General features: G+C 58.8%; 23 protein-coding genes and 2 tRNA genes. 9 read left to right on the plus strand and 16 right to left on the minus strand.

Annotated elements, in window-relative coordinates; all coding sequences use genetic code 11:
• Nucleotides 1-23: 23 nt before the first annotated feature.
• On the minus strand, nt 24-1,142 hold the full coding sequence (locus PSH97_RS05680; RefSeq protein WP_123719818.1) for an LOG family protein: 1,119 nt from the start codon (nt 1,140-1,142) through the stop codon (nt 24-26).
• 489 nt (nt 1,143-1,631) lie between these two features.
• Between PSH97_RS05680 and PSH97_RS05685 the strand changes: the two genes are divergently transcribed.
• Entirely contained in the window at nt 1,632-1,826 is a 195-nt protein-coding gene (locus PSH97_RS05685; RefSeq protein WP_305448436.1) for a hypothetical protein, read from the plus strand.
• Here PSH97_RS05685 and PSH97_RS05690 read toward each other — a convergent pair whose 3' ends face one another.
• A complete protein-coding gene (locus PSH97_RS05690; RefSeq protein ID WP_305448437.1) occupies nt 1,827-2,252 on the minus strand; it encodes a PA3611 family quorum-sensing-regulated virulence factor in 426 nt (141 codons plus the stop codon). It abuts the gene before it with no gap.
• 189 nt (nt 2,253-2,441) lie between these two features.
• Between PSH97_RS05690 and PSH97_RS05695 the strand changes: the two genes are divergently transcribed.
• From PSH97_RS05695 to PSH97_RS05705, 3 genes are all read left to right on the plus strand, one after another.
• A complete protein-coding gene (locus PSH97_RS05695) occupies nt 2,442-3,185 on the plus strand; it encodes a tRNA-uridine aminocarboxypropyltransferase (protein ID WP_305449750.1) in 744 nt (247 codons plus the stop codon).
• Between the two features lie 241 nt (nt 3,186-3,426).
• Nucleotides 3,427-4,077 carry a response regulator transcription factor ErdR gene (erdR, locus tag PSH97_RS05700; RefSeq protein WP_305448438.1) on the plus strand — a complete coding sequence of 217 codons (651 nt, stop codon included), beginning with the start codon at nt 3,427-3,429 and terminating at the stop codon, nt 4,075-4,077.
• A 75-nt stretch (nt 4,078-4,152) separates the two neighbouring features.
• A complete protein-coding gene (locus tag PSH97_RS05705) occupies nt 4,153-4,515 on the plus strand; it encodes a diacylglycerol kinase (protein ID WP_008010143.1) in 363 nt (120 codons plus the stop codon).
• Here the strand turns inward: PSH97_RS05705 and PSH97_RS05710 are convergent.
• A complete protein-coding gene (locus tag PSH97_RS05710) occupies nt 4,512-5,438 on the minus strand; it encodes a LysR family transcriptional regulator (protein WP_305448439.1) in 927 nt (308 codons plus the stop codon). The two genes, PSH97_RS05705 and PSH97_RS05710, sit on opposite strands and share 4 nt — an antisense overlap.
• Nucleotides 5,439-5,559: 121 nt before the next feature.
• On the opposite strand from PSH97_RS05710, the gene fpr reads away from it, so the two are divergent.
• Nucleotides 5,560-6,339, plus strand: coding sequence for a ferredoxin-NADP reductase (gene fpr, locus PSH97_RS05715; RefSeq protein ID WP_003443014.1), 780 nt, complete (start codon nt 5,560-5,562; stop codon nt 6,337-6,339).
• 115 nt (nt 6,340-6,454) lie between these two features.
• Here the strand turns inward: fpr and tsaA are convergent, their stop codons facing one another.
• The 6 genes from tsaA to rimO form a co-directional block, all read right to left on the minus strand.
• The gene (tsaA, locus tag PSH97_RS05720; protein ID WP_305449751.1) at nt 6,455-7,156 is read right to left on the minus strand and encodes a tRNA (N6-threonylcarbamoyladenosine(37)-N6)-methyltransferase TrmO; all 702 of its coding nucleotides are present in this window, start codon (nt 7,154-7,156) and stop codon (nt 6,455-6,457) included.
• A gap of 165 nt (nt 7,157-7,321) precedes the next feature.
• On the minus strand, nt 7,322-8,092 hold the full coding sequence (locus PSH97_RS05725) for an SDR family oxidoreductase (protein WP_305448440.1): 771 nt from the start codon (nt 8,090-8,092) through the stop codon (nt 7,322-7,324).
• Nucleotides 8,093-8,298: 206 nt separating this feature from the next.
• The gene (locus PSH97_RS05730; RefSeq protein ID WP_123719811.1) at nt 8,299-8,769 is read right to left on the minus strand and encodes a YehS family protein; all 471 of its coding nucleotides are present in this window, start codon (nt 8,767-8,769) and stop codon (nt 8,299-8,301) included.
• A gap of 75 nt (nt 8,770-8,844) precedes the next feature.
• Entirely contained in the window at nt 8,845-9,555 is a 711-nt protein-coding gene (locus PSH97_RS05735; protein WP_008072721.1) for an rRNA pseudouridine synthase, read from the minus strand.
• Between the two features lie 192 nt (nt 9,556-9,747).
• Nucleotides 9,748-10,221, minus strand: coding sequence for a GNAT family N-acetyltransferase (locus PSH97_RS05740; RefSeq protein WP_007907294.1), 474 nt, complete (start codon nt 10,219-10,221; stop codon nt 9,748-9,750).
• Nucleotides 10,222-10,331: 110 nt separating this feature from the next.
• Nucleotides 10,332-11,669, minus strand: coding sequence for a 30S ribosomal protein S12 methylthiotransferase RimO (gene rimO, locus PSH97_RS05745; RefSeq protein ID WP_123499342.1), 1,338 nt, complete (start codon nt 11,667-11,669; stop codon nt 10,332-10,334).
• A 289-nt stretch (nt 11,670-11,958) separates the two neighbouring features.
• On the opposite strand from rimO, the gene PSH97_RS05750 reads away from it, so the two are divergent.
• The gene (locus PSH97_RS05750; protein ID WP_305448441.1) at nt 11,959-13,860 is read left to right on the plus strand and encodes a potassium transporter Kup; all 1,902 of its coding nucleotides are present in this window, start codon (nt 11,959-11,961) and stop codon (nt 13,858-13,860) included.
• Nucleotides 13,861-13,952: 92 nt separating this feature from the next.
• Here PSH97_RS05750 and PSH97_RS05755 read toward each other — a convergent pair whose 3' ends face one another.
• Nucleotides 13,953-14,279, minus strand: a complete 327-nt coding sequence (locus tag PSH97_RS05755; RefSeq protein ID WP_305448442.1) for a DUF3077 domain-containing protein — start codon at nt 14,277-14,279, stop codon at nt 13,953-13,955.
• Between the two features lie 490 nt (nt 14,280-14,769).
• Between PSH97_RS05755 and PSH97_RS05760 the strand changes: the two genes are divergently transcribed.
• Nucleotides 14,770-15,060: a Phd-YefM gene (locus PSH97_RS05760; protein ID WP_027925020.1), complete on the plus strand. Its 291-nt coding sequence runs from the start codon at nt 14,770-14,772 to the stop codon at nt 15,058-15,060.
• Nucleotides 15,061-15,071: 11 nt separating this feature from the next.
• A complete protein-coding gene (locus PSH97_RS05765) occupies nt 15,072-15,359 on the plus strand; it encodes a type II toxin-antitoxin system RelE family toxin (protein ID WP_038979200.1) in 288 nt (95 codons plus the stop codon).
• 440 nt (nt 15,360-15,799) lie between these two features.
• On the opposite strand, the gene PSH97_RS05770 is transcribed toward PSH97_RS05765, so the two are convergent.
• The 4 genes from PSH97_RS05770 to PSH97_RS05785 form a co-directional block, all read right to left on the minus strand.
• Nucleotides 15,800-17,095 carry a virulence factor family protein gene (locus tag PSH97_RS05770; RefSeq protein WP_305448443.1) on the minus strand — a complete coding sequence of 432 codons (1,296 nt, stop codon included), beginning with the start codon at nt 17,093-17,095 and terminating at the stop codon, nt 15,800-15,802.
• Nucleotides 17,095-19,737 carry a bifunctional lysylphosphatidylglycerol flippase/synthetase MprF gene (mprF, locus tag PSH97_RS05775; protein WP_305448444.1) on the minus strand — a complete coding sequence of 881 codons (2,643 nt, stop codon included), beginning with the start codon at nt 19,735-19,737 and terminating at the stop codon, nt 17,095-17,097. The genes PSH97_RS05770 and mprF overlap by 1 nt, the downstream gene beginning before the upstream one ends.
• Nucleotides 19,738-20,015: 278 nt before the next feature.
• Nucleotides 20,016-20,092 (minus strand) — tRNA-Met (locus tag PSH97_RS05780).
• A gap of 221 nt (nt 20,093-20,313) precedes the next feature.
• A tRNA-Met gene (locus PSH97_RS05785) sits at nt 20,314-20,390 on the minus strand.
• 301 nt (nt 20,391-20,691) lie between these two features.
• Between PSH97_RS05785 and dinB the strand changes: the two genes are divergently transcribed.
• Nucleotides 20,692-21,753 (plus strand): DNA polymerase IV, encoded by a 1,062-nt coding sequence (gene dinB / locus PSH97_RS05790; RefSeq protein WP_305448445.1) that lies wholly within the window; start codon nt 20,692-20,694, stop codon nt 21,751-21,753.
• A 115-nt stretch (nt 21,754-21,868) separates the two neighbouring features.
• Here dinB and PSH97_RS05795 read toward each other — a convergent pair whose 3' ends face one another.
• Complete coding sequence (locus PSH97_RS05795) at nt 21,869-22,822, minus strand: hypothetical protein (RefSeq protein WP_305448446.1); 954 nt, start codon at nt 22,820-22,822, stop codon at nt 21,869-21,871.
• 17 nt (nt 22,823-22,839) lie between these two features.
• The gene (locus tag PSH97_RS05800; RefSeq protein WP_305448447.1) at nt 22,840-24,555 is read right to left on the minus strand and encodes a proline--tRNA ligase; all 1,716 of its coding nucleotides are present in this window, start codon (nt 24,553-24,555) and stop codon (nt 22,840-22,842) included.
• Nucleotides 24,556-24,686 lie beyond the last annotated feature (131 nt).

Raw genomic sequence — 24,686 nt, forward strand, 5'->3', positions numbered from 1 at the left:
GATAGCGGGCCGTTTTTTTTGCCTCACGTTACCTTGGACGGTTCCCGTGTGCGTTGTTGCGCCTGGGGTTTGGATTGCGCCCAGTTTTCCGGCAGGTTGATGTAATCCACCAACTCCCGTAGACGGCCATGATCACGGGCGTTGAAGGTGAAGGCCAGTCGCGCCAGATGGCTGAACTGTGCTTCGTCGTGCTCCTCACCGCTGTAGGCGTGTTGATGGAAATGATCGCTCAGGCACAGGTCGGCGAAGGCCTCTTGCATGTGTTCGAGTGCCCGGTCGCTGAGTTTGTGGTTCATGCGAATCACGAACTGATGCTTGAGCCAGCGGCTGGAGTGGAAGTTGCTGTAGAACTGATTGATCTGCTCCACTGCTTCTTCGGCACTGTAGACCAGACTCAACAGCTTCATGTCGGTTGGCAGGATGTAGCGATTCTCCTCCAGTTGGTGGTGAATGAAATCCAGCGCGCCTTGCCAGAACTTGCCGCCCGGCGCATCCAGTAGCACCACGGGCACCAATGGGCTTTTGCCGGTCTGGATCAGGGTCAGCACTTCCAGCGCTTCATCCAGCGTACCGAAACCGCCCGGGCACAGGACCAGCGCATCGGCTTCCTTGACGAAGAACAGCTTGCGGGTAAAGAAAAAGTGGAAGGGCAGTAGATTCCCGGTGCCATTGACCGTGGGATTGGCATGTTGCTCGAAGGGCAGGGTGATATTGAATCCCAGGCTGTGTTCCAGGCCGGCACCTTCATGGGCCGCCGCCATGATGCCGCCACCGGCACCGGTGATGACCATCATGTCCGAGCGCGCCAACGCGGCGCCAAGCTCTCGGGCCAAACCGTACAACGGGTGTTCTATCGGCGTGCGGGCCGAGCCGAAAACGGTGACTTTGCGTCGTCCCTTGAACTGCTCCATCACACGGAATGCATGCTCGAGTTCGCGCAAGGCTTGCAGGGTGATCTTGGCATTCCAGCGGTTGTGATCTTCCTGGGCCATGCGCAGCACAGTCAGGATCATGTCGCGGTAAATCGGGATGTTGGGGCTGTTGGGTGAAACCAGGTTGAGTTGTTCTTCGACCTTGCTGGTGAGGTCGTGGCCGCTTTCTTGAAAATGACGGCTCAGGAGGTCATTCGGTTGGTAAGGCATTCAACTTCTCCTTCTGCACAGAACCCTTGGCCCGACAAAACAGTCGTCGGCGCCGCGACACCCCTTGTGTCGCTGTCTGCCCAAGCCCTTGCCTGGGCGCTCCACCTGACTCGTTTGCAATCGAGCCATCCATACGGGCTCTGCTTATCCCTTGAATGAAAGAAACGTTTGCACAATAAGACACGCAATGGGCAGCCCCTTCTCTGCCCTGAAAAAAATCAACGTGAACACTATGAATTTAGACCCTCGCAACGATTTGCGCTGCCTGATCATTGCGCTGCAAAGTCTTTCCTGGCAACCGCTTATTGACGATTTGCAAGGTGCTTTCACCGCTCGTCTGAACGCAAGCCGTATGTCCTGCGCTCTGATTTACTAAGTGACAGGCGTGACACGACAACTTTGCGTCAATGGCAGGACGCAACGTTCAAGCAATTCAGGGATTTTTCGCGTGATCAACGACGATCAATGCGTGCAGGGAGGCGGGAAACCATGCCCAGAGTCACTCTGGAAATCGATGCGCAACTGTATCGATTGCTGAAGTTATCAGCCGAGACCAATCATTTGAGTCTCGAAGAGGAGTGCTGCCGACGTCTGGGGGGCGGAGAGCGACGTTCGCGCTACCTGCAGGCGCTGTTGGCAGAACTGCGCGCCGAGGATGAACAGCGGCGCGCTACTTCCCGATAGTTACTTCTTCTTCGTCGGGGTCGCTTTCGGGCAATCCGATTCCTGGAAGCTTGCGGAGCCGACCGGGCGGTTGGTTTTCACTTCGGTGAAGTCATAACGCATGATCGCACCTTTGGCCATCAGCTTGCGGAAGCCTTCGTTTCTGCAGACGGAGGCGCCTAGCTGGAAGTACACGGCTTTCGGATCGGCGCGCATTTTGTCGGCGTGGCTGCTTTGAACGCTCAGATGGTTGATCAGCTGTTTGCCTTCGACGGTATAACCCTGATCCAGAATGTCTTCGTTGATCGCACGTGGCGTGCCGACACTGCTTTGTACGGCGACGTTTCGCAGCTCTCTGTTCAGATTCTGCTCACTCAAGGACGCAGCCTGGGCACTGAAGGACGACGCCAGCAAAACGGCAGCGGTGGGAACGATAAGGCGCAGCATGAAACTCTCCTGGTTCAGTGACTGGTGGTTCGACCAGCCACGTGACTGTGCGTTCAGTGGCGGCGAATTATAGGGGAGGTGGCCTGGTCGGTACAGGCTTGCGCCGACCGCTCTGGTAAACTGCTGGCCTTTATTGCCTTGCCGAGTGCCGCTTGTGTCGAGTTTTCCTGTCTGCCGGTGTTGCCCACGATGAACCACGCCCCCAATGCCGTAGCCCGCTTGCGCGATCAGCGAGAGGAAGAGGGCATCAAGCCGATTCAGGCCCGTGGCTGGCGAGCAACCCGTTGCCGTGCCTGCCGTGTGATCGAGAGCCACTGTCTGTGCGCCTGGCGCCCGCAGGTCGACACCCGTAGCGGCGTGTGCCTGATCATGACCAATAAAGAAGTGTTTAAACCAAGCAATACCGGTTGGCTGATTGCCGATGTGGTGCGCGACAACCATGCATTCATCTGGTCACGTACTGAAGTCGATGAACAACTGCTGGCGCTGTTGGCCGACCCGCAATGGCAGCCATATCTGGTGTTTCCGGGCGAATACGTCGAGCCCGAGCGAGTTACCCACAGCGTCGAGGTCGATAGCACCAAGCGTCCATTGTTCATTCTGCTGGACGCCACCTGGACCGAAGCCCGGAAGATTTTCCGCAAAAGCCCCTATTTTGATGCGTTCCCGATTCTGAGCCTGCTTCCTGAGAAACTTTCACGGTACCGATTGCGCAGGTCCACTCGTAGCGAGCACCTGTGCACGGCCGAAGTGGCGGCGCTATGCCTCGATCTTGCTGGTGATACAGACGCTGCATCGGCACTGGACGCTTATTTTGATGTGTTCAGCCAGCATTACCTGGACGCTAAACATCAACTGGATATGAATGTTGCAACACCGGCCCATGCCGAGCTGATGCCCTTTGTGCAGCACGCGGCGCCCGTCATCTGCTGAGCATCGCCCATACTGCAAAGAACCAGGCTCGTTGGCGGGGGCCACGCAACTTGACCACCCCGGCTTCGCTGGGCATGCTTGGCGCCGATTAGGGCGCGGCCAAAGTTTGAAACGCTGCTTTTTTTACGTGATTGGCGTTGAACGTGCCCTGTTGGTGTCGCTGCGTGGCTGCACCTCGAGTTGTTTTGGCGAGGCCTGAAATGCATCAGGCGTCCCATAAAAAAACAGGATCATTTGAAAAATGGCCACATACGAAATCCTGATTGCCGATGACCATCCTCTTTTTCGTAGCGCCCTGCATCAAGCGTTGACCCTGGGCCTAGGCCCGGATGTCCGTCTGGTGGAAGTGGCGAGCATTGCCGAGCTGGAAACCCGTCTGGACGAAAAGGCCGACTGGGATCTGGTACTGCTGGACCTGAACATGCCGGGGGCGTACGGCTTTTCCGGGTTGGTGCTGTTGCGTGGGCAGTACCCGCAGATTCCGGTGGTGATGGTGTCGGCTCAGGAAGAAGCGTCGATCATGGTGAAATCCCGTGAATTCGGCGCCAGCGGATTCATTCCCAAGTCCAGTGATTTGAGCGTCATTCAGAAAGCCGTACGCGCGGTGCTGGATGGCGACGTTTTCTGGCCGCCCCAGGCCTTCGAAGCGGTCAGCGTTTCCGCCGAAGCCAAGGCCGCCAGCGAAGGCCTTGCCAGCCTGACACCCCAGCAGTTCCGGGTGTTGACCATGGTCTGTGAAGGTTTGTTGAACAAGCAGATTGCTTACGAGTTGGATGTTTCCGAAGCGACGATCAAGGCCCATGTCACGGCCATTTTCCGTAAGCTGAATGTGCGGACCCGGACTCAGGCAGCGCTGCTCTTGCAACAACTTGAGTCAATTTCGAGCAACTAAGGCGTCACGTGTTCACGCTTTTTTGACTTTGCTTGATCTAGCTTTCCCACTCCTTTTTGGTCAGTTGCCTACTCTATGTCACCTTTCAAAGGCCAGACCGGCCTCAAACGCATCCTCAACGCCTCGGGCTACTCCCTGGACGGCCTGCGCGCGGCCTTCACCGGTGAAGCGGCCTTCCGGCAACTGGTGTTGCTCAACGTTATCCTGATTCCGCTGTCGTTCTTCCTGAACGTCAGCCGTGTCGAGCAGGCGCTGCTGATTGCAGTCTGCCTGTTGGCCTTGATCGTCGAGTTGCTCAATTCGGCGGTGGAAGCGGCCATTGACCGCATTTCCCTTGAGTTGCATCCACTGTCCAAGAACGCCAAGGACATGGGCAGCGCCGCTCAATTCGTTGCGTTGAGCATGATCGCGCTGGTGTGGGCGGTGATTCTGCTTTAGGCGATGGTGGGCAGGACGATCTCGTCGCTGCGCTGAACCCCGGCGGTGAACGCGCGGCACAGGTCGAGGAATTCGCGCATGGCCGATGTCTGATATTTCTGTTTGTGCCAGATGAAATAAAACTGTCGCGCCAGGTCCAGATCCGGTGTTTCCACCGGCACCAGGCTGCCGCGGCGGAACGCATCGCGCAGCGCCAGGCGCGAAATGCAGCCAATCCCCAAACCTGATTCCACCGCGCGCTTGATCGCTTCGGTGTGTTCCAGCTCCAGGCGAATGTTCAGCGCGCTGCGATGGTGTCGCATGGCCTGGTCGAACGTCAGTCGTGTGCCCGAGCCTTGCTCGCGGAGAATCCACGCCTCATGACTCAGCTCCTCCACGGTCGCTATACCGCGTTTGGCCAGCGGATGCTGGGGCGCACAGAACACCACTAGCTCATCCTCGACCCAACTCTGCACTTCGATGTCCGGATGGCTGCAATCGCCTTCGATTAGACCCAGATCAATTTCATAGTGCGCGACCTGTTGCACGATGTTGGCAGTGTTCTGCACATGCAGCTTCACTTGGCTTTCCGGATGGCGCTGCATGAAGCTGCCGATCAGCAGCGTTGCGAGGTAATTGCCGATGGTCAGGGTCGCGCCGACCGCCAGAGAGCCGAAACCGGACTTGCCGTTGAGCAGGTCTTCGATTTCCTTGGCCTGATCGAGCAGGGCCACCGCTTGCGGCAACAGCTGTTTGCCGAGGGCGTTGAGGCTCAGCCGTTTGCCGGCGCGATCAAACAGCTGGCAGCTGCACTGACGCTCTAGCTCGGTGATCGAGGTGCTGGCCGCCGATTGCGAGAGGTTGAGCGTCAGGGCAGCACGGGATACGCTTTCCTGCTGGGCGACGGCGACGAATACTTGAAGTTGACGGAGAGTAAATCGCATATCGATATAACCGATAACCCTTATCTTAATAATCCAGTTAACAGATATTGTCGCTGCCATTAGAATGCGCTGCAATTGCGCACATCATCGGCGCAGGCAAATCTCCAGGAGTCCCACGTACATGAGCAACATGAACCACGAGCGTGTCCTCAGTGTTCACCACTGGAACGACACTCTGTTCAGCTTCAAGTGCACCCGCGATCCGGGCCTGCGCTTCGAGAACGGTCAGTTCGTGATGATCGGCCTGCAACAGCCCAATGGCCGCCCGCTTATGCGCGCTTACTCGATTGCCAGCCCGAACTGGGAAGAGCATCTCGAGTTCTTCAGCATCAAGGTGCCTGATGGCCCGCTGACTTCCCAGTTGCAGCATCTGAAGGAAGGCGACGAGATCATCATCAGCAAAAAGCCTACCGGCACGCTGGTGCTGGATGACTTGAAGCCTGGCAAACATTTGTACCTGCTCAGCACCGGTACCGGTCTGGCGCCGTTCATGAGCGTCATCCAGGACCCGGAAACCTACGAGCGTTTCGAAAAAGTGATCCTGTGCCACGGCGTGCGTTACGTCAATGAAGTCGCTTACCGCGAGTTCATCACCGAGCACCTGCCGCAGAACGAGTTCTTCGGCGAGGCGCTGCGTGACAAGTTGATCTACTACCCGACCGTGACCCGCGAGCCATTCGAGAACGAAGGCCGCCTGACCGACCTGATGCGCAGCGGCAAGCTGTTCAGCGACATCGGTCTGCCACCGATCAACCCGCAGGACGACCGCGCCATGCTGTGCGGTAGCCCGAGCATGCTCGACGAAACCAGCGAAGTGTTGAACAGCTTCGGCCTGAAAGTTTCGCCGCGGATGCGCGAGCCGGGTGATTACCTGATCGAGCGTGCGTTCGTCGAGAAGTAAGACGTTGTTTGGGTGACGCAGAGCGTCACTGGATGCATTCCCACGCGGAGCGTGGGAACGATCAGCCCCCATTGCCTGTGCAGGTAATGGGGGCTTTTTTATGCCCGACACAAACCTACAGGTTGGACACGGGAATGACTTCGAGGACGCGGATAAGGTCGGGCGTGGGGTAATGCCAGCGCACATCCACATCCCAGAACTGCGCGCCGTATTCCCTTTCCGGTGCAGGAATCTGGTATGCCGGGCGTGGGTCTTGTGCCAGGCATTGCTCGATCAGCTCGACCAAGGGCTCATCAAGCCGCTGAGCATGGCCCTGAGCCTGTTGCAGTGCTGAGTCTGTCCACTGCACGGGAATCAGCGATGGCGGGGCGCTGGCGATGCTGTTGGACGCTGTGTCGATGATATCGGCGTAGGGCACGTAAGGTTTGATGTCGAGAATTGGCGTGCCGTCGAGTAGGTCGATACCGGAGATCCACAGCCGATTGGCTTCGACTTTGTCCAGTTTGACCACTGATTGACCGATGCCATTGGGCCGGTGCGTCGCCCGAGTGGCAAATACGCCCATGGATTTATTGCCGCCCAGGCGTGGAGGGCGGACTTTCAGGCGTGGCTTTTCTTCCAGGGTCTGATGGAACAGGAACAACAGCCAGACATGGCTGACCTGCTCCAGACCTTGTACTGCGTCACCCTGATCGAACGGTGCCACCAATTCCAGCACGCCTCGAGCGGCCGGGGCCAGTTGCGGCTGGCGCGGAATGGCGAACTTCTCCTTGAAGCAGGAGCGCACGAAGCCAATGGGGGAAACGCTGTAGGTCATGGTTGGGGTCGAGTCGGGATTGGGGCGGGCATGATAACCCACGCAATGATCGTTCCCATGCTCCGCGTGGGAATGCAGCCGGGGACGCTCCGCGTCCCAAAGCGGACGCAGAGCGTCCATTGAGGCATTCCCACGCAGAGCGTGGGAACGATCATCCGGAAGAGATCAGAGGCTGAACCCACCATCCAGTGGGATGATGTTCCCGGTCATATACGCCCCAGCCTTACTCGCCAGGCTGATCGCCAACGCCGCCATCTCTTCTTCCCGGCCCCAGCGCTTCATCGGAATCAGCGCCGTATCCTCCGCCAGCGCCTGCTCATCATTCCCAATGTGCTGAGTCATCTTGCTCGGAAAACGCCCCGGTGCAATCACGTTGACGTTGATGTGCTGGCTCACCAGCTCCCGCGCCAGAATCCGCGACAGTTGATGCAGGGCAGCCTTGCTCGGGCCGTAGGCATATGCCTGTTCGCCGAAGGATGAAATCCCGGCCACTGAACCGATGTTGATGATCCGCGCCGGATTCGCTTCGGAGCCAGCCTTGCGCAGCAGCGGCAGAAATTGCTGAATGCAGTTGAACACCGAGGTCACATTGAGCTGCATGACCTTTTCCCAGCCCTTGACCGGGTAACTCTCCAACGGCGCGCCCCAGGTGGTGCCGGCGTTGTTCACCAGAATATCCAGCTGACCGATCTGTTCACTCAGGCGTGCAGCCAATTGCTGGACGCCTTCTTCGTGGGCCAGGTTGGCAGCTACCGCGTGACAAACCCCGAAGGCACTCAGTTCGTTGGCAGTTTGCTGACAGGCGTCGGCATCGCGGGCACACACGTACACAGTGGCGCCAGCCTCGACATAAGCCTTGGCGATCATTTTGCCGATTCCGCGGGTGCCGCCGGTCACCAGAGCGGTGCGGCCTGCGAGAGAAAAATACGGGTGCATAGGGCGAGTCCTGAGGGCAAAGGGTCAGTACACCCTAGTCGTCAGCCGCCAGAAGCGGAGCCACTATTTTTGCGAGGAATGAGGGTCTATACAGCCTTGAACTGCCACCGCCCTTGTAGGAGCACAGCTTGCTGGCGAAGGCGTTTTGAAGATCGCCTTCGCGGGCAAGCCTCGCTCCTACAGGGACCGTGGCGTTCGTGGGCGATTTACTGCGGGCGAACGCGCAGGGTCAGGCCCTTGAGGAAGTTGCGCAGCAACTGGTCGCCGCAGGTGCGGTAGTTGGTGTGGCCGAACTTGCGGAACAGCGCGCTCAGCTCAGGCTTGGACACCGGGAACTCGGCGGCCTTGAGGATCGCGTGCATGTCGTCTTCTTTCAGTTCGAAGGCCACACGCAGTTTTTTCAGGATGATGTTGTTGGTCACTGGCACTTCGATCGGCTGCGGCGGACGGCTTTCGTCCTTGCCACGCTTGAAGATCACCAGGCCATCGAGGAAATGCGCCATGACTTCGTCCGGGCAGCGTACGAAGCCTTCCTCGTCTTCCTCTTTCTTGTCGAGGTAGGTCAGCAGGTCTTCCAGGGACACGTCCATGCCACCGATCTTGATGATCTCGATGACTTTCTTGTCGCTGATGTCGAGCATGTAGCGCACGCTGCGCAGTACGTCGTTATGAATCATGGTGTGCAGTCCTGATATTCAGCAGTGGGCGCCGCATAAACAGCGGCGCCAAAATGTGTGGCGGCGTGAAAAGTCTTAGAACTTCTCTTTGCCGGACAGGTAACGCCATTGCCCCAACGGCACTTTGCCGATGGACACGCCGCCGATGCGGATGCGGCGGATGGCGACGACCTTCAGGCCAACGGCCTGGCAAAACAGGGCGATCACGCCCGGTTGCGGGTTCTTCATCGCAAAGCGCAGGCGATTTTCGTTCTGCCAGCTGGCCTTGACCGGTGGCAGTTCCTTACCTTTGTAGGTGAGGCCGTGGTTCAGACGGTTGAGGCCGTGAGCCACCATGTCGCCTTCTACCTCGACGACATATTCTTGTTCGATTTTGGCGGAATCGGCGGTGAGCTTGCGCAGGATCTTCCAGTCCTGGGTAAACACCAACAGACCGCTGGCATTGGCCTGCAGATCGGTACTGGCGGTCAGGCGCAGGAAGTGGCCCTTGAGCGGACGTTTGCCGTAGCGGTGTTCTTCGCTCAGGGTCTCGGCGCTGATGGTCGCCATGGCCGTTTCCGCGTCCATGCCCGCAGGGACGTTGAACAGGATGGTCACCGGCTCCGGCGCAGTGGCCTTGGCTTCGGGGTCGAGCTCGACTTTTTGGGTGTCGACCTTGAACTGCGGCTCGTCGATGACTTCGCCGTCCACGGTGACCCAGCCGCCCTCGATGAACAGCTCAGCCTCCCGACGGGAACAGCCGACGAGTTCGATGAGGCGTTTGGAGAGACGAATCGGGTCAGTCATGACAGGGCCGTAACAAAAAAGGGGTGGGCATTGTACCTGCCTGGCGTCGGTTAATCCCGGCTCCATTTCACCGTTTGGCTTTTTGTGTGAGCTGGCTTGCCTGCGATGGCATCGCTGCGACCTGACAGACAAACCGCATCGTCTGTATCGCAGGCAAGCCAGCTCCCACATTGTTCTATGTTGGGTCAGCCATTAACCATTGCGCGTCAGTTGTTGAGACTGACGCAAACGCATGTGCAACAACGGATAGGGCTGACCCATACCGTCGTGCTCGGAGCGACCGATCACCTCAAAGCCCTGTTTGAAGTAAAACCCCAAGGCCTGCGGGTTCTGCTCGTTGACGTCCAGTTCATCGGCGTTCAGGTGTTCCAGGGCATAGCGCAGCAATTGCTTGCCCAGGCCCTTGCCACGATGCGCTGGGTCAATGAAGAGCATTTCGATCTTGCCCGCGGCCACGCCGGCGAATCCGGTGATGCGCTGGCGCGAGTCTTTGGTACAGATCAGCATCACCGCGTCGAGGTAGCGGGTCAGCACCAGATTCTTAAGCAGGTCGATGTAGCTGTCGGGCAGAAAGTCATGGGTGGCGCGCACCGAGGCTTCCCACACTTGGGTGAGTTCTTCGTAGTCGCTCTGTTTCGGTGTGTGAATGACCGAGTGTTGGCGCATGCCCGCTTGCCTCTTCCGTGGATGACGCGAGTTCTTTCTCTCACAAAACGATAGACGTAAAAAAGCCCCGCATCTCGTCAAGAGAGCGGGGCTTTTCGTATTTTTTACGTTTAGATCTGTTCAGCCCACAGGTCGTATTCGTCGGCGTCGGTCACTTTGCACCAGACTTTGTCGCCCGGCTTCAAGTTGCTGCCGTTGTCGATGAACACGTTGCCGTCGATTTCCGGGGCATCGAAGAAGCAACGGCCGACCGCGCCTTGCTCGTCGACTTCATCGACCAGCACTTCGATTTCACGGCCGATGCGCATTTGCAGGCGCGCCGAGCTGATGGCCTGCTGGTGCGCCATGAAGCGGTCCCAGCGGTCTTGCTTGACGTCGTCCGGCACGATGGCCGCGTCCAGCAGGTTGGCCGGTGCGCCTTCGACCGGCGAGTACTGGAAGCAGCCGACGCGGTCCAGCTGGGCTTCGGTCAGCCAGTTCAGCAGGTACTGGAAGTCTTCTTCGGTTTCGCCGGGGAAGCCGACGATGAAGGTCGAACGGATGATCAGGTCTGGGCAGATTTCGCGCCAGTTCTTGATCCGCGCCAGGGTCTTGTCTTCGAAGGCCGGGCGTTTCATGGCTTTCAGGACTTTCGGGCTGGCGTGCTGGAACGGGATGTCCAGGTACGGCAGGATTTTCCCGGCGGCCATCAGCGGGATCAGCTCGTCGACGTGCGGGTACGGGTAAACGTAGTGCAGACGCACCCAGACGCCGAGGGTGCTCAGGGCTTCGCAGAGTTCGGTCATGCGGGTTTTCACCGGCGCGCCGTTCCAGAAACCGGTGCGGTATTTCACGTCGACGCCGTAGGCGCTGGTGTCCTGGGAAATCACTAACAGCTCTTTGACGCCGGCCTTGACCAGGCGCTGGGCCTCGTCGAGCACATCACCGACCGGGCGGCTGACCAGTTTGCCGCGCATCGACGGGATGATGCAGAAGCTGCAGCTGTGGTTGCAGCCTTCGGAAATCTTCAGGTAGGCGTAGTGGCGCGGGGTCAGTTTGATCCCTTGCGGCGGCACCAGGTCTATCAGCGGGTTGTGATCCTGACGCGGCGGCACGGCGTCATGCACGGCGTTGACCACTTGCTCGTACTGCTGCGGACCGGTCACGGCCAATACGCTTGGGTGCACGTTGCGGATGTTGCCTTCTTCGACGCCCATGCAGCCGGTCACGATGACCTTGCCGTTTTCCTTGATGGCTTCGCCAATCACTTCAAGGGACTCAGCCTTGGCCGAGTCGATAAAGCCGCAAGTGTTGACCACCACGACGTCGGCGTCCTGATAAGTGGACACAACGTCATAGCCTTCCATGCGCAGCTGGGTAAGGATGCGCTCGGAGTCGACCAGTGCTTTCGGGCAACCCAGGGATACGAAGCCAACCTTTGGATTGGCCGGCGCAGGAGTGGTGGACATGTCTAACCTCGGTATTTTGGGACGCCTCCAGCCGAAAACGGCAAGGCGACTGACGGGCGCTAGTGGCGCCTCTGATCAAAAAGTGCGCAATTCTAGCGATGGGCGGCCCACTTGACCAGCTTTATGCAGGGAAATACGACGAGTGCTGCGCTATGCTTCGCGCCGTCATGCTTTACAGATTTTCTACAGTCAACAAAACGTCTGTAACAACAAGTAAAACAGCGCATGCTGCACGGCAGAGCATAGTGCGTCTTTTGAAGAAGTCCGGGTTTGGTAGTAGGAGCGGTGGATGGGGCAGGCAAGTAGTCAGGCGGTCGCCAACGGGCATTCGGCGGCGAAGCCGATCAGCATGCTGGTGGCGGCGGCGGGAGTGGTTTACGGCGACATCGGCACCAGCCCGTTGTACACCATCAAAGAAGTGTTTTCCGGACAATACGGCGTGCAAGTCAATCATGACGGTGTCTTCGGTATTCTGGCGTTGATTTTCTGGTCGCTGATCTGGGTGGTCTCGATCAAGTACGTATTGTTCATCCTGCGTGCCGACAACCAGGGCGAAGGCGGCATCATGTCGCTGACAGCGCTGGCTCGCCGGGCTGCGGCGCCCTATCCAAAATTGCGTACCCTATTGGTGATTCTCGGGCTGATCGGTGCCTCGCTGTTTTATGGCGACAGCATGATTACCCCGGCGATTTCGGTTCTATCGGCAGTGGAAGGTCTGGAAGTCGCCTTCGATGGCCTTGAGCACTGGGTAGTGCCCATGTCGTTGGTAATATTGGTGGCCCTGTTCCTGATCCAGAAACATGGTACCGACCGGATCGGCAAGCTGTTCGGGCCGGTGATGGTGCTGTGGTTCGTGGTCCTTGGGGGGTTGGGCATTCACGGCATTGCCCAGCACCCGGAAGTGCTTAATGCCCTGGATCCGGCCTGGGGTGTGCGCTTTTTCGTCGTTCACCCGGGCATGGGCGTGGCGATTCTCGGTGCAGTGGTGTTGGCTTTGACTGGCGCCGAAGCGTTGTACGCCGATATGGGCCATTTCGGCCGCAAGCCGATTGCCCGTGCCTGGTTCGCCCTGGTGCTGCCGGGTCTGGTACTCAATTACTTCGGTCAGGGGGCTTTGCTGCTGGAAAATCCAGAGGCCGCGCGCAACCCGTTTTACCTGCTGGCCCCGAGCTGGGCCCTGGTGCCACTGGTGGTGCTGTCGACCCTGGCCACGGTGATCGCTTCCCAAGCGGTGATCTCCGGAGCATTTTCGCTGACCCGCCAGGCCATCCAGCTGGGTTACATCCCGCGCATGCATATTCAGCATACCTCCAGTGCCGAACAGGGGCAGATCTACATCGGTGCGGTGAACTGGGCGCTGATGGTCGGCGTGATTCTGTTGGTGCTGGGCTTTGAGTCGTCGGGTGCCCTGGCGTCGGCTTATGGCGTGGCCGTGACCGGAACCATGTTGATCACCAGCATCCTGGTGTCGGCAGTGGCGCTGCTGTTGTGGAAGTGGCCGCCGCTACTGACCGTGCCGCTGCTGATTGGCTTCTTGTTGGTGGACGGGCTGTTCTTCGCCGCCAACGTGCCGAAGATCATCCAGGGCGGTGCGTTTCCGGTGTTGGCGGGGATTGTGCTGTTTATCCTGATGACCACCTGGAAGCGCGGCAAGGAGTTGCTGGTCGAGCGCATCGATGAGGGCGGGTTGCCGCTGCCGGTCTTTATCGGCAGCATCCGTGTGCAACCGCCCCACCGGGTTCAGGGCACGGCGGTCTTCCTCACCGCCCGCCCGGATGCCGTGCCTCACGCGCTGTTGCACAACCTGCTGCATAACCAGGTGCTGCACGACCAAGTGGTGCTGTTGACAGTGGTGTACGAAGACATCCCGCGCGTCCCGCCGCAACGGCGTTTCGAGGTTGATTCCTACGGCGAAGGCTTCTTCCGGGTGATCCTGCACTTCGGCTTCACCGACGAGCCTGACGTGCCTGAGGCTTTGAAATTGTGCCATCTGGATGACCTGGATTTCAGTCCGATGCGCACCACCTACTTCCTCAGCCGCGAAACGGTCATTGCCTCAAAACTCGAAGGCATGGCCCGCTGGCGCGAGGTGTTGTTCGCGTTCATGTTGAAGAATGCCAACGGCAATCTGCGCTTCTTCAACCTGCCGCTGAACCGGGTGATTGAGCTGGGTACGCAAGTCGAGATGTAAGCGACATCAAAAAGCCCCCGTTGCCAGTGCGGCAGCGGGGGCTTTTTTGTGCCCGAGATTCAGAGGCTTGCTCCTACAGGGGATTTGCGGTGTTATTTGCTCTCGGGCAGCTCTTCTTCAGATTCGGTTTTCGTCCGGGCAGGTCGCGGAGTCAGCACTTTCACCACATCGTCAATCACCGCCTTACCCATCGCCGTCAGATAGTGCGCGGCCCAGGCATGACGGTCGGTGTCTTTTGCGTAGGCTGCATCCTCGGTAAATGATTTGGCGAGGAACAGCAGGTCGGAGGCTTGTGACAATGCAGCAACGATGGGGACGCCGGCGCGGACGTTGAATAACGCCTGATCCGAGCAGCAGATGAGCGGGGTGAAGCCGATGGTTTTTAAATCTGAAATCGCGGAAACATCAATTTTAGTCATGTCTATTCCCTAAGCTTGAGGAGCTGCCACGTTCGTTTCCAAGCGAATGGGTGGCAGCTGTGCGCAGGTTGGAAAACCGGGAGCTTAGGAAACCGGCACGTCCGAAGACGTCCCACGCACAGCCACCATGACACAAGTTTGCAGCCGTAAAGGTCCGCAGTCATGTTGGGCACGTTGTTGCAATTCGCTCGTCGGGTTTCCAAGCCCGATCGCTGAATGGTCAGCGACGTCCGGAGAGTATCCCGTCGAAGAAAAGCGCAACAAGGCGGCAAAGTGCCCAAAAAGCGAGATTCGGAGTTTGCCTACAAGGTCTGTGGGCGTCATCTGATATTGCGACATCTTCAATAAACAAAACTAAACATATCCCGTGAGCTTGAAAACACAGGTTGGCATATTCGCGTTTCTTGCTGCTTGATGTATGACTAATTCAGCGCAATACTCTGCGTAGAACTGTGTGTTCAAATTTGCATGATTGTGTAGAGAGGTGAGTATGACGGCATTACTGGAACGTGCTGACCAAGCGATTTCGGTGACTGCGATGGTCAGGGGGTTTAGTGCAAGGCTAAAGGAGATTTCCAGCCGAGCCACCGAGCGGCTGGTCATTTTCAAAGATAACCAACCCGCAGCGGTCATTATCAATGTCGATGCGTATCAGGAAATGCTCGACGAGCTTGAGGACCTTCGGGTTGAAGCGGCGGCTCGAGAGCGACTGATCGGTTTTGATCAGGCCAAGGCTGTCAGCCACGACGATATGCGGGCGCGGTACGCCAAGAAAGACTAAAGGAGCTGTGGATGGTTTGGGGCGTTATCTATCATCCGGAGGTTCAGAAGGATCTGGATCTGCTGGGAGCTGTGGCGGCGAACCGCATTCTTGATGTTATCGAAGAGCGGATTATCAATGGTGAGCCGGACAAGAGCGGCAAGCCCCTGAGAGCCAGTCTTGCGGGCTGTAGACGGATCCGGACAGGCGACACGCGGATTGTTTATAGGGTCGATGGCAAGGCCATTCAGGTATTGATCGTCGCAGTCGGGGCCCGACGTGACGAAGAGGTCTATGACGCCGCAGAGCGTCGCCTATAGTAGAAAGCCCCCGTTGCCGTGAAGGTAGCGGGGGCTTTTTTTGTGCTCGGTGATTTTGAATCCACTGACCATCCCCTGTGGGAGCGAGCTTGCTCGCGATAGCGGTCTGTCAGTCGACATCAATGGCGACTGCTCGTCCGTCATCGCGAGCAAGCTCGCTCCCACAGGGGATTTATTGTGTCTTGGGAGTTACTTACTTTGAGGTAGTTCTTCTTCGGATTCGGTCATTGTCCGGGCTAGTCGCGAGGTCCGGACCAATCGGACGGTCTTGACGGCTCGATATTTTCAATAAAAAAGTGTCCACGTTTTATGGAATGTGGACACTTGGAGTTTCTGGTTTCAAGAAGAGTCAAGACGTTTTACTTTTGTTATATGTTTGCATGTAAAAAAGCCCCCGCGACCAAACGGCTACGGGGGCTTTTTCGTGGGCGCGCCTCAGATCACTCCTGAGCCGTCTCGCCCTTGGCCTGGCGCTTCTCGATGATGTCCACCAAGCGCTTGGCCAGCGCCGGGTAGTTCTCATCAAAGTGATGGCCGCCTGGCAGTTTCATCGCTTCGCCCACGGCGGTCTTGTCGGTGCAGCCGCTCTCGTCGACTTCTTCCTCACCGTAGATGCACACCACTTTTGCAGGCGGCAGCTTGGCCATTTCCGGGCCGGTGGCGGCTTCTTTGCCAGCGTTGCCAAGCCAGCCTTCGACTTCGATCTCGAAGCTGCCGGTGCGGGCGAAGGCCAGCAGGATGATTGCGTCGACGCGCTGCTGTTCGGCTTCTGGCAGGCGGTTGTAGATGGCGGGCAGTACGTCCGCGCCGAACGAGTAACCGGTCAGGATGAAGCGCTTGGTGCCCCATTTCTGCCGGTAGTGCTGCATCAGTTCGGTCAGGTCCAGAGCGCTTTGTTCCGGGCTCTTGTGCTGCCAGTAGTAGCGCAGGGTGTCGATGCCGACCACCGGGTAGCCGATCTTCGCCATCTCACCGGCCACGTCGCGGTCCAGGTCACGCCAGCCGCCGTCGCCGGAGAGGAACAGGGTGACGGTGTCCTTGGCCTGGCCGGCCGGGACTTCGACCACGGGGATCTGCAGGCCGCCAGCGGCTTTGTCGCCACCGACGAGGAGCTTGCGCAGTTCGTTGTTCAGCACTTGCGGCAGGTTGATGTCGTAGTCGCTGATGCTGGTTTCGGCGTTGGGCTGGTCACGCACGAAGCCGGCGCTGGTGTCGTCCGGGTTGTCGTTCCAGGCCACCAGCCAGTGGCCGTGGGCGGCGCTTTTCGGCAGCAGGTGAGTGCAGCCGGGTTTTTCCAGGGCCAGGTCAACCGAAATCGCCTGGGCCTTTTCGTCCTTCTGCTCAGCCAGCCAGCGCCACGCCAGCACGGCGCCAGGGCCGATGCCGCTGACCAGAGTTGCCGGGCCTTGGAGTTGCTTGAGGCCTGCTTGCAAGGCGCGACCTTGCAGGATGCAGTCCTTGGGCAGGATCACCTGGACGATCTGCGCCGAGCCGCTGCGGCTCAGGGTCTGCAATTGTTTGTCGCTGAGCTTCTGGTCTTCATTGACCGCCACCAGCACTTGGGCGCGTGGCGTGGTGCCCGGGATGACGCGGGTCATCGCGGCGCCATCGGCCGGGGTCAGCAGTTCGAGGGTCGGTTCCGGTGCTGGGCGTTTCAGGTACCAGTAACCGCCACCGACCATCAGGGCCAGCACTACCAGTGTGGCCAGTACGTACCGCAGGGAGCGTTGAATCATCAGCGTTTCACCAATCCAGTCAAGCCACCCGCAATCAGGGCGGCAGTGTCGGCCAGGGCCACCAGCGGATCGAGTCCGGCGGGCACGGCCATATAACGGGGTTCCCAGTCGGGCTGGAACTTGTCTTTGAAGCGGCGCAAACCTTGGAAGTTGTACAGCTGCTCACCACGGCGGAATACCATCGAGCCCAGGCGCTGGGTCAGTGGTGCACCACGTCGGGGTTGTAACCCCGACAACGGCACCATGCCCAGGCTGAAACGCGCGTATCCATGATTTTTATAATGTTGAATCAGGCCGACCATCATGAACTCCATGGTCAGCTTGGGGGCGTCGGGGTGCGCGCGCATCAGGTCGAGGCTGGCCAGTTCATGGCCGTAGGTCTCGAGCAGGTTGGCGAACGCCACCGGGCGCCCTTCGAAACGAATCACCGCGACTCGGAAGTGCTTGAGGTAGTCATCACTGAAACGCCCGAGCGAGAAGCCTTTCTCGCGCACATTCTTGCCGGTCAGCCAGGCATCGGAAATCACCTTGAGCTCATCCATCGGCGCTTGCCCCGGCTCATGGATTTCCAACGACAGGCCATCACGGGTGCCGCGGTTCCAGGTGTAGCGCAGGTCCTTCATCTCTTTACCCTTGGCTTCGAGATCAAAGCGGTGCAGATCGACCCGGGCTTCTTCGCCGAGCTTGATCGCAGTCAGGCCGATGTCCATGTAGTACGGAAGGTTCTCGGCACGCACTTGATAGAACACGGGGCGGGCGTGGTGGATATCGCAGAGGTCGCGGAACTGCCAGATCATTTCCGCCCGTTGCTGGGGCGGGCCGATCGGGTCGTACAGGGCCACCAGGCTGCGGCCACGGCGGGCGTACATCAGGAACGCTTCGTCGTTGGGGTGAAACAGCAGCGCCTTGTCACCGGTCAGTGCCAGGCCACCGTCCGGTTGCGCGGAGGCCATCAGGATCTTTACCGCGCGATCCAGCTCATCCGGCGTCGGCAAGTGAATCACCGGGCGCGCGGTGCGCAGTAGCCACGTCAGGGATACCACCACCAGCAGGACCGCGGCGCCAAGCAGCGAGCGCAGGCCACGCGGGGCATCGGCGTCGAGGGTGAACTGCCACCAGAGTTGATGGCTGTACGGAACATCCTGATAGGCGAACAGCAGCAACCAGATAGACGCGCCCAGTACGCAAAGGCTGGCCACCAGATACAGCGGCGAAAATGGCACTTCGGTCAGGCGACTGGGGCGATAGAACGAGCGCCGGAAAACCCCCAGCAAACTCGCCGTCAGGGTCATCAGGCAAGCCTCTTCCCAGTCGAAGCCTTTAAGCAGAGAGAGCAGGGCGCCGACCAACAACAGAATGGTGGTCAGCATCCACGCGGCTGACAGGCGGCGACGCAGCCCCTGAGCCAGCAGCAGGCAGAGCACGCCCACCAGGCTGGCACCGAAGTGCGAGGCGTCGACCAGTCGGTGCGGAATCAGAAAACCGATGTGTTCAAGGCGGGTATCGATCTCTGGCGTCACGCCGGAAAACAGCAGCACCACGCCGGACAGGAACACCAGCACCGCCAGAATCGGCGCGGCCATGCCAGATGCAGCACGCAAGGACTGGCGCGATTGAAACAGGCGCTGACCTTCATTAACCAGCAGCAGTACGCAAGCCACCAGCAGCGGCAACACCACGTAGATCAGGCGGTAGAGCAACAGGGCAGCAGCCAGTGGCGCGGCGCCGAGTTTGTCGGCGAAGGCGGCGAGCAAAATCGCCTCGAACACCCCGACACCACCCGGCACATGGCTGAGCACGCCAGCGGCCAGGGCCAATAGATAGACCAGCAGGAACGCACCGAAGGGCGGCGCTTCCGGCAGCAACAGATAGAGCACGGTCGCGGCGGCGGCCACGTCCAGAGCGGTGATGACCAATTGCAGGAACGTCAGGCGGCGACCCGGCAGGCGCAAGGTGCGGCGACCGACCTTGACCAGCAGGTTGTCCGGGTAAGGCTGTTCCGGCAAGCGACGACGGTAGATGCCGATGGCCAGTACCGTGGAGAGCAGCAGCACGGCCACTGCAATCGCACCCAGCAATGTTTCGGAGAAGCCCAGGGCCACGGAGGCGGCGGGCAGGTTGCTGAGGGTGGCGAGGGCGGCCAGAGGCGGAAGGGCGCAGCCGAGCGAGAGGCTGGCAAACAAGGTCATGTGTGCGACTTCCGACGCCCCCACGCCATGACGTGCATACAAACGGTAGCGAACCGAGCCGCCTGACAGCAGCGAAAGGCCGATGGCATTGCCAATGGCAAATGCGGTGAAACCGCCCAATGCCAATATTCGCGGTGCCAGCGTCACGCCGGCATAACGGCTGGCCGACCATTCGTAACCCAGCAGAATGATGAAGCCGATGACGGTTGCACCGAGCGCACCCAGCAAGGCCGGTTTCGGCACTTCCAGAATCGAGTCGTGCAGCGCGTACAGATCGAGTTCGCTCAGCAGGTGACGACAGGCAATCAACGCGATGGCGAACAACAGCAAAGTGACCGCCAGACCGATGGGCTGACGGTATTTGCTGATTCGATCCAGCAAGCGCAGGCGCTCGGCTTTGATCGGTTGTGTCGCTGTGACGGTGTCTTGTGGATCAGACGAGTTGGCGCGCATCAATCACCTCTTGGATTGTGCGCGACAGGATGGAGGTATCCAGCCAAGTTACCAATCCCTGTAGAAAAAAATAATCACAAATATTAACGCCTCTCACCGGATGTGGGCGATGGCGCGTCATCAGTCGTAGAGGGTTTCCGTCTGCGGTTCAGCCTGGGCTGAACTCAAAGCCTGACGATCCCGAACGGCTCGCTGCACAGTGACAGATCATTGTTGCGAAAGGACTTTTTCAACAGATACAAAAAAGGCCACTCTTTCGAGTAGCCTTTTTTGATGTTTGGTTGCGGGAGCCGGATTTGAACCGACGACCTTCGGGTTATGAGCCCGACGAGCTACCAGACTGCTCCATCCCGCGTCTGTGTGGCGGCATTCTACAGGCGAACGCCGGAGTGTCAACCGTTAATCCCAGTATGGCTCAAATAAGTGTAAAACGACGGCGAACGGACGCAGGGGAGACCTAAGTTTCGGAATCAGAACGATTTCTTGTTTCTGTGGGGTAAGGCATAGAGCGCTGATTTTTTCTAAAACAGGCGCGCACAAAAAAGGCCACTCTTTCGAGTAGCCTTTTTTGATGTTTGGTTGCGGGAGCCGGATTTGAACCGACGACCTTCGGGTTATGAGCCCGACGAGCTACCAGACTGCTCCATCCCGCGTCTGTGTGTCGGCATTCTACAGAGGATCGCAGGGCTGTCAACCTTCAATCTCGGTAAAACCTGTTCCTGTTCAATCGCTTAGGTGAAAAAAGCACCCGCTTACCGGTCTGGAACGCAGGCAGGGCAAGGCTTGTGGCTCTATCGAGAGGGATCTTTCGATTGAGAAAATAAATTCATACGTGCTTTTCCTACAAAGGAAAAAGAACATTCAGAGTACTGGTGCTATATACAGGTGTCAGTGAGATACTGCCGGTACGACTCATCCAACACATCATTTCTTCTCCATGAACACTGCTTTTATATGACGCAGCGAAAAATCATCCACGTCGATTGTGACTGTTTCTACGCCGCCATCGAGATGCGTGATGACCCGCGCCTGGCCGGTAAGCCATTGGCGGTGGGCGGCTCGGCGGATCGGCGTGGGGTGATTGCCACCTGTAACTATGAAGCGCGGGCTTATGGCGTACGCTCGGCGATGTCTTCCGGACATGCCCTGAAACTCTGTCCGGACCTGACCATCGTCAAGCCACGAATGGATGCCTATAGAGAAGCGTCAAAGGAAATTCATACGATCTTTCGCGATTACACCGACCTGATCGAGCCGCTTTCCCTGGATGAGGCCTACCTCGACGTGTCGGACAGCGCGCATTTCGGCGGCAGTGCCACGCGAATCGCCCAGGATATTCGCCGCCGGGTCTCCAATCAGTTGCACATCACCGTGTCGGCCGGTGTGGCGCCGAACAAGTTTCTCGCCAAGATCGCCAGTGACTGGAAGAAGCCTAACGGCTTGTTCGTGATCACCCCGGATCAGGTGGAAGACTTTGTCAGTGGTTTGCCAGTGAGCAAGCTGCACGGGGTTGGCAAAGTGACCGCCGACAAGCTGGGCAAGCTCGGCATCGTCGATTGCTCGCATTTGCGCGAATGGGACAAGTTGGCGCTGGTGCGTGAATTCGGCAGCTTCGGCGAGCGACTCTGGAGCCTGGCCCGGGGGATCGATGAGCGGTTGGTGCACAACGACAGTCGGCGGCAGTCGATCAGCGTCGAAAACACTTACGACGTGGACCTGCCGGACCTGGTGAGTTGCCTGGATAAATTGCCCGAGTTGCTGGAGTCCCTGAATGGCCGCATGGCGCGGATCGACAGCAGCTATCGACCGGGCAAGCCGTTCGTCAAAGTGAAGTTTCATGATTTTACCCAGACGACTTTGGAGCAGGCCGGGGCAGGGCGGGATCTGGGGAGTTATCAGTTGTTGCTGACCCAGGCGTTTAACCGTGGTGGGAAACCGGTGCGGTTGTTGGGGATTGGAGTAAGGCTGGAGGATTTGCGGGGCGGGTTTGAGCAGATGGAGTTGTTTGAGCGGTAGTTCAGCGTTGAATATTCGGGCCTCTTCGCGGGCAAGTCGGATCGCCGCACCGCTCGCTCCTACAGGGAACATGCCATACCTGTAGGAGCGAGGCTTGCCCGCGAAGCTTTTGCGTTTAATTCGGCCCCGGATCCGCCACCAGTCGCCCGGCATCCTTGGTCAATGACTTGAGGAATTCGGTCTGCAACTCGGGATCGTTGCGGGTCAGTTCGATCAGGCTCTGTTCCAGCTCACTGGCTTCTTCTTCCAGACCCAGTTCCGACAGACGTTTGACCCGGTGGACCCACTGGCTCACTTCGTCGTCTTCGAGGTCGTCGTAAATCAGCCCATGCGCTTCGAGCAGCTTGCCGCGCAAGTTGCTGCTGATCGCCAGGGACGAGTCGGTGTGCACATCGTCCTTGTTGTCCTCGACACTGATCTGCAGCTTGCCCAGATGATTGAGGTCATGTTCAGCGAACGGGCTGTCCAGCAGGTTCAGGCGCAACACGCCGTTACGGTCGGTGGTCAGTTCGAAGGTGTTCTTGCCAGCCTTGACCTGCACCGGACGTTCGCTCCATGGCAGGCTCGAATATTCCGTGCGCTTGTCGCGCTGGACTTCGTCGATGCCCGCCAGGTTCTGCTGTGCGCGACCGTGAGACTGCACGTTCATGAACGGGTTGAGCCCGGCGAAACCATAGCCGAGCCAGTCCTTCGTCACGCTGTCCGGCAGATTGCCGAGGGCGAACACGTTGACCACGTTCGCACCGACACCGGCCACCACAGCCACCGCGCCCAGCGGGATCTCGTAGACCTCCCTCCAGGGTTGGTAAGGCGTATAACGATCATAGCGGCGCGTGACTTCGAACTCGGTGACTTCGAAGGTTTTCTGCTCGTGGATTTTCACCCGACGTTGCGGCAGCTCAAGCACTTTGGGCTCGCCGACATCAATCTGCAGGCTGTGATCGAGCAATTTGCGCTCGACCCGTTCCTCGTGCTCGCTGCGTTGTGACATCTGATTGGCACAGCCGCTGACCAGCAGCGCGCCGCACAAGGCGGCGCTACCGAGGCCTAAGGTGTTTCGCTTGAACATGACGTCTCTATCTGGTGTCAGCGGCGGATACGGGCCTGGAGGAAAGACAACACGTCAGCGACCGGCAGCGCTTGCGCCTCGGCCTCTGTGCGGCTCTTGTATTCCAGATTGCCGTCGGCGAGGCCGCGGTCACTGACCACGATCCGGTGTGGAATGCCAATCAGCTCCATGTCCGCGAACTTGATGCCCGGGCTGGTTTTCTTGTCGCGGTCGTCCAGCAGCACTTCGAAGCCGGCGGCAGTCAGTTCTGCGTAGAGCTTGTCGGTGGCTTCGCGAACCTGTTCGGTTTCGTAGCGCAGCGGTACCAGGGCAACCTGGAACGGGGCCAGAGCGTCGCTCCAGATAATCCCGTTCTCGTCGTTGTTCTGTTCGATGGCGGCAGCCACCACGCGAGACACACCAATGCCGTAGCAACCCATTTCCAGGGTGACCGGCTTGCCGTTCTCGCCCAGCACTTCGCACTTCATCGCTTTGCTGTACTTGTTGCCCAGCTGGAAAATGTGCCCGACTTCGATGCCGCGCTTGATTTCCAGGGTGCCTTTGCCGTCAGGGCTTGGATCGCCCGCTACGACGTTGCGCAGGTCGGCAACGGTCGGAACCGGCAGATCACGCTCCCAGTTCACGCCGAAGTAGTGCTTGTCGTCGATGTTGGCACCGATGCCGAAGTCGCTCATCAGCTCGACGGAACGGTCGATGATGATCGGCAGTGGCAGGTTCAACGGGCCAAGGGAACCGGCGCCGGCACCAATGGCGTCGCGCAGTTCGGCTTCGGAAGCCATGACCAGCGGGCTGGCAACGCCAGGCTGGTTGGCGGCCTTGATTTCGTTCAGCTCGTGGTCGCCACGGATGATCAGGGCAATCAGCTTGCCTTTTTCTTCAGCGTGCACCACCAGGGTCTTGATGGTTTTTTCGATCGGCAGGTTGAAGCCTTCCACCAGTTGCGCGATGGTCTTGGCATTCGGCGTGTCGACCAGGCTCAGCTCTTCAGTCGGCGCGGCGCGAGAGGTTTCCCGCGGTACGGCTTCGGCTTTCTCGATGTTCGCGGCGTAGTCGGAACCGTTGCTGAAGACGATATCGTCTTCGCCGGATTCGGCCAGTACGTGGAACTCGTGGGAGCCGGCACCACCGATCGAACCGTTGTCGGCTTCAACCGGGCGGAACTTCAGGCCCAGACGGGTGAACACGTTGCAGTACGCCTGGTGCATGCGGTCGTAGGTGACCTGCAGCGATGCCTGGTCGGCGTGGAACGAGTAGGCGTCCTTCATGATGAATTCGCGGCCGCGCATCAAACCGAAGCGTGGGCGGATTTCGTCACGGAATTTGGTCTGGATCTGATACAGGTTGATCGGCAGCTGTTTGTAGCTGCTCAGCTCGTTACGCATCAGGTCGGTGATGACTTCTTCGTGAGTCGGGCCGGCACAGAAGTCGCGACCGTGGCGATCCTTGAAGCGCAGCAATTCAGGGCCGTATTCTTCCCAGCGACCGGATTCCTGCCACAGCTCAGCCGGTTGCGTGCTCGGCATCAACACTTCGAGAGAGCCGGCGGCGTTCATTTCTTCACGCACGATGGCTTCAACCTTGCGCATCACTCGCAAGCCCATGGGCAGCCAGGTGTACAGGCCCGAGGCGAGTTTGCGGATCATGCCGGCGCGCAGCATCAGCTGATGGCTGATGACGACCGCGTCGGAAGGCGTTTCTTTCTGTGTGGCGAGCAAAAATTGACTGGTGCGCATGGTTGGCCGTTGTCGGTTGCTGATGACGAGAAATGACGGAACATTGTACGGGCGAGATCTGCTGGCGTACAGGAGTGCGGCCGGCTGTGTGGCCGAGGGCGGGAATCTGCCCGCCCTCGGCGATGTTTCCT

This window comes from Pseudomonas cucumis (assembly GCF_030687935.1).
In the GTDB taxonomy this organism is placed as follows: Bacteria; Pseudomonadota; Gammaproteobacteria; order Pseudomonadales; family Pseudomonadaceae; genus Aquipseudomonas; species Aquipseudomonas cucumis.

Coding starts and splice junctions, on each gene's coding strand:
- PSH97_RS05680 (WP_123719818.1), bottom strand. CDS start 1,142: ATGCCTTACCAACCGAATGACCTCCTGAGCCGTCATTTTCAAGAAAGC.
- PSH97_RS05685 (WP_305448436.1), top strand. CDS start 1,632: ATGCCCAGAGTCACTCTGGAAATCGATGCGCAACTGTATCGATTGCTG.
- PSH97_RS05690 (WP_305448437.1), bottom strand. CDS start 2,252: ATGCTGCGCCTTATCGTTCCCACCGCTGCCGTTTTGCTGGCGTCGTCC.
- PSH97_RS05695 (WP_305449750.1), top strand. CDS start 2,442: ATGAACCACGCCCCCAATGCCGTAGCCCGCTTGCGCGATCAGCGAGAG.
- erdR (WP_305448438.1), top strand. CDS start 3,427: ATGGCCACATACGAAATCCTGATTGCCGATGACCATCCTCTTTTTCGT.
- PSH97_RS05705 (WP_008010143.1), top strand. CDS start 4,153: ATGTCACCTTTCAAAGGCCAGACCGGCCTCAAACGCATCCTCAACGCC.
- PSH97_RS05710 (WP_305448439.1), bottom strand. CDS start 5,438: ATGCGATTTACTCTCCGTCAACTTCAAGTATTCGTCGCCGTCGCCCAG.
- fpr (WP_003443014.1), top strand. CDS start 5,560: ATGAGCAACATGAACCACGAGCGTGTCCTCAGTGTTCACCACTGGAAC.
- tsaA (WP_305449751.1), bottom strand. CDS start 7,156: ATGACCTACAGCGTTTCCCCCATTGGCTTCGTGCGCTCCTGCTTCAAG.
- PSH97_RS05725 (WP_305448440.1), bottom strand. CDS start 8,092: ATGCACCCGTATTTTTCTCTCGCAGGCCGCACCGCTCTGGTGACCGGC.
- PSH97_RS05730 (WP_123719811.1), bottom strand. CDS start 8,769: ATGATTCATAACGACGTACTGCGCAGCGTGCGCTACATGCTCGACATC.
- PSH97_RS05735 (WP_008072721.1), bottom strand. CDS start 9,555: ATGACTGACCCGATTCGTCTCTCCAAACGCCTCATCGAACTCGTCGGC.
- PSH97_RS05740 (WP_007907294.1), bottom strand. CDS start 10,221: ATGCGCCAACACTCGGTCATTCACACACCGAAACAGAGCGACTACGAA.
- rimO (WP_123499342.1), bottom strand. CDS start 11,669: ATGTCCACCACTCCTGCGCCGGCCAATCCAAAGGTTGGCTTCGTATCC.
- PSH97_RS05750 (WP_305448441.1), top strand. CDS start 11,959: ATGGGGCAGGCAAGTAGTCAGGCGGTCGCCAACGGGCATTCGGCGGCG.
- PSH97_RS05755 (WP_305448442.1), bottom strand. CDS start 14,279: ATGACTAAAATTGATGTTTCCGCGATTTCAGATTTAAAAACCATCGGC.
- PSH97_RS05760 (WP_027925020.1), top strand. CDS start 14,770: ATGACGGCATTACTGGAACGTGCTGACCAAGCGATTTCGGTGACTGCG.
- PSH97_RS05765 (WP_038979200.1), top strand. CDS start 15,072: ATGGTTTGGGGCGTTATCTATCATCCGGAGGTTCAGAAGGATCTGGAT.
- PSH97_RS05770 (WP_305448443.1), bottom strand. CDS start 17,095: ATGATTCAACGCTCCCTGCGGTACGTACTGGCCACACTGGTAGTGCTG.
- mprF (WP_305448444.1), bottom strand. CDS start 19,737: ATGCGCGCCAACTCGTCTGATCCACAAGACACCGTCACAGCGACACAA.
- dinB (WP_305448445.1), top strand. CDS start 20,692: ATGACGCAGCGAAAAATCATCCACGTCGATTGTGACTGTTTCTACGCC.
- PSH97_RS05795 (WP_305448446.1), bottom strand. CDS start 22,822: ATGTTCAAGCGAAACACCTTAGGCCTCGGTAGCGCCGCCTTGTGCGGC.
- PSH97_RS05800 (WP_305448447.1), bottom strand. CDS start 24,555: ATGCGCACCAGTCAATTTTTGCTCGCCACACAGAAAGAAACGCCTTCC.